This is a genomic window from Acinetobacter sp. NigerLNRRAM0016 (assembly GCF_054112845.1).
Map to the genome: position 1 here is coordinate 1 of NZ_JBSYVT010000136.1, position 331 is coordinate 331.

Annotated in this window: 1 protein-coding gene; it reads left to right on the plus strand. The window is 40.5% G+C overall.

What is annotated here, in order from left to right:
- Positions 1 to 331, plus strand: a 331-nt coding sequence (locus ACWQ4X_RS19870; RefSeq protein ID WP_457904690.1) for an IS5 family transposase, incomplete at both ends; no start/stop codon positions are given.

Sequence of the window (331 nt, forward strand, 5' to 3'; positions counted from 1 at the left end):
CAAAGTCTGATTAAACTTTGCGGATTAAATTGGATAGCTCCAGATTACACCACGCTTTGTAGAAGACAAAAGCATATTGATATTGTAATCAGCTACCAAAAAAGTAGCGATGGGCTGCATCTACTCATGGACTCTACAGGCATGAAGTTTCTAGGTGAGGGCGAATGGAAACGCAAGAAACATGGACCTGAATATCGTCGCCAATGGCGTAAACTTCATATTGGTATAGATGCTAAAACCCTACAAATACGAGCAGTTCAGCTTACAACCAATAATGTCAGTGATTCACAGGTGCTTGGTGATTTACTTAATCAGATTCCACAAGATGAGC